The 2,226-nt window shown below is 64.0% G+C and carries 4 protein-coding genes; 1 reads left to right on the top strand and 3 read right to left on the bottom strand.

Annotation, left to right across the window (positions count from 1 at the left end):
* Positions 1-453, bottom strand: a 453-nt coding sequence (locus RMN95_RS07155; protein ID WP_309616250.1) for a hypothetical protein, incomplete at its 3' end; no start/stop codon positions are given.
* 34 nt (positions 454-487) lie between these two features.
* A complete protein-coding gene (locus RMN95_RS07150; RefSeq protein ID WP_309616249.1) occupies positions 488-859 on the bottom strand; it encodes a hypothetical protein in 372 nt (123 codons plus the stop codon).
* A gap of 229 nt (positions 860-1,088) precedes the next feature.
* Here RMN95_RS07150 and RMN95_RS07145 point away from each other — a divergent pair, with 229 nt between their 5' ends.
* Entirely contained in the window at positions 1,089-1,223 is a 135-nt protein-coding gene (locus RMN95_RS07145; protein WP_309616248.1) for a hypothetical protein, read from the top strand.
* A 391-nt stretch (positions 1,224-1,614) separates the two neighbouring features.
* On the opposite strand, the gene RMN95_RS07140 is transcribed toward RMN95_RS07145, so the two are convergent.
* On the bottom strand, positions 1,615-2,226 hold a 612-nt coding region (locus RMN95_RS07140; protein ID WP_309616247.1), incomplete at its 5' end, for an SGNH/GDSL hydrolase family protein.

Below are 2,226 nucleotides of genomic sequence, written 5' to 3'. Positions count from 1 at the left end.
ATCGGCGAGCGCGCCGATGAGATCCCGGGTGGCCGTGCGGGCCCCATTGCCTACGACAGCATCGACGGAAGAGATGGGTGCCTGCATCTGGTAGGTCCACCAGGAGACCGACCAGATGTCATGGCCGGCGCCGGTGCTCTGCACCAGGTCGGCAAAGGCGTTGACGTCGAAGGCGTTGGTGTGGGTCTCGATGTCGGGATTAGCGCCCGTCGAGGGGTGCGACCACGGGCCGTACTGGAACATCAGGCCGAGCCCCGATTTCGAGAACTGATCGCGGGTGGCAGACGATGCCAGCTTGAATTCGGCGACCCGTTGTTGGAATCCTGCCCACGGAGCGGCCGACACCAGTTCGATCGACTTGATCGAGGCAGTGCCGTTTCCCCCGCTGATTCTGCTCATGGTGATCGAGCTCGTGCCTGCGGGTACGGCTATCGAGCCGGCGTCGATGCGCACCCACGCGGCATCCTCATTTGACGATCTGCAATGCCTACGATCCGTCGACCTGCACGGCGAAGGTCGCGCCGACAGGCCCGTCGACGAGCACGTCGACGTGGTAACTGGCGGCAGTGACGCTGCTCACCGACCACGCGACCGTTTGGGAAGGTGAATCGAACCCTGATATCCAGAAATGCTTCGGGGGCGACGGGTTTACTACGGCAGCGCCGCCGGCGAGATTACCGGCCGCGGCCATCAGGACAGTGGGAGGCGCGACCGCACTCCTGGGATTCAACGGGACAGTAGTGGTTACACCCCACGCTGCGGGCAGCGCGAAAACGCCAGCCCCGCTGGCAACCAGGGCGAGCATCACCACTGCTGCGATGTGACGTCGTGCAACGCGAATCTTGACGATCTGTTCCATGGTCGCTCTCTTGCGCCGATGGACTGCTCAGGGTGATGGTATTTGTACCATGTTCCTGCGCACAATAGTTTCTTCCGCGCTCGGGATACTCGCCCTGGGTATCTCCCGCATGCTGACGGCACGGCCGGAGCGAAAATGACCATGATTCTGGGACGGCCGTGAGCTCACGCTCACGCCCGCACATGACCTGGCACCCGGCGCACGCCCCGGAGAGACCGCAAAGCAGGTAATGGCGTATGGCCGCGCCGGCACGAAGACCAGCAACATTGCGGTGCTGCTCACCGCCTCTCACATCTACGGAATGACCGAGTCGCAGGCCCGAGAGATCGTCGACCAGGTCATCGCGGCAATCCGAGACGGCTAGAAGGATGCCGCCCACGCAGCCCGCCTCACGGTCGCCGACCAAATGAAGGACAACCCCGCTCCGGGTCCCTGGTTTCCAGGGCTCACCACACACTCGAGCGAAATTCTCCTTCATTTGGCTGCTGCCGATTGGCGCGAACTCTAACTCGAGGCTGTAGAACACTTACCTACCGTGAAAGAGCCGGGTCGAAACATTGCCGTAGTCACGGGCGATTCTCCGGCGCACTTTAAATTGTTGTTCTGCCGGTACTAAATTCCCCTCGGAGTGCTGGGTAAGGGTTCTACCGTAGCGAGGCGGTGTCGGGACATCCACAACGACGGGGTCAGGCTGTGGTAGTGATTCTATTTGAGTGGGGGGGCGTCCGCCGGGGCCGCACAGGGGCGCCGCGCAACTACCGACTCGTTGGCACGACCGGCTGCAGGGTCGCGCTCTTAGGCTCGCGGTTGTCTCCAGAAGAGCGGCCGGTGAGCCGCCGACCGACCCAGGGCAGCACATATTCACGCCAGTAGGCGGAGTTTCGGGGGCGCGCAATATCATTCTCAACCGCCGCGGTGGAGTGGATGGGGATGCCGAGGGCAGCGAGCACGTTACCGGCAACCCGCGCATGCCCGGCCGCATTCAAGTGCAGCTTGTCAACCGACCAGTAGTGCAGGCGGGCAAGCTCGGCATCGGCCCAGTTGTCGACCCAGGTGACGCCCTCTCGCGGCAGGCGCTGGCCAACGGCGCGGGCCAGCTGGTTGCCCCGCTTCTCGATGGCGGGCCCGAGGGGGATGTGACGGGTCGGGTTGGCCCCGCTGGCCAACACCACATGGATTCCAGCGCCCCGCGCTGTCTCGACCGCCTCAAGAAGCTGGTCGGCTATCGAGTCGATCGAGACCCGGGGACGCATGATGTCATTGCCCCCGCCGTTGATGCTGAGCAGCGCGGGTTGCAGGGCGATGGCAGCCTCGAGTTGGCCGGTGGCTATCGGCCCGAGCAGTCGACCGCGGATGGCGAGGTTAGC

Origin of the sequence: Salinibacterium sp., assembly GCF_031364185.1 — a bacterium.
Classification (GTDB): domain Bacteria; phylum Actinomycetota; class Actinomycetes; order Actinomycetales; family Microbacteriaceae; genus Rhodoglobus.
Note: the sequence above shows the minus strand (reverse complement) of the source record. Positions and strands in the feature narration are given on the sequence as shown.

Bases quoted from the DNA above. Each gene is read 5' to 3' on its own strand.
- RMN95_RS07150 (WP_309616249.1), bottom strand. From the start codon at position 859: ATGGAACAGATCGTCAAGATTCGCGTTGCACGACGTCACATCGCAGCA.
- RMN95_RS07145 (WP_309616248.1), top strand. From the start codon at position 1,089: ATGGCGTATGGCCGCGCCGGCACGAAGACCAGCAACATTGCGGTGCTG.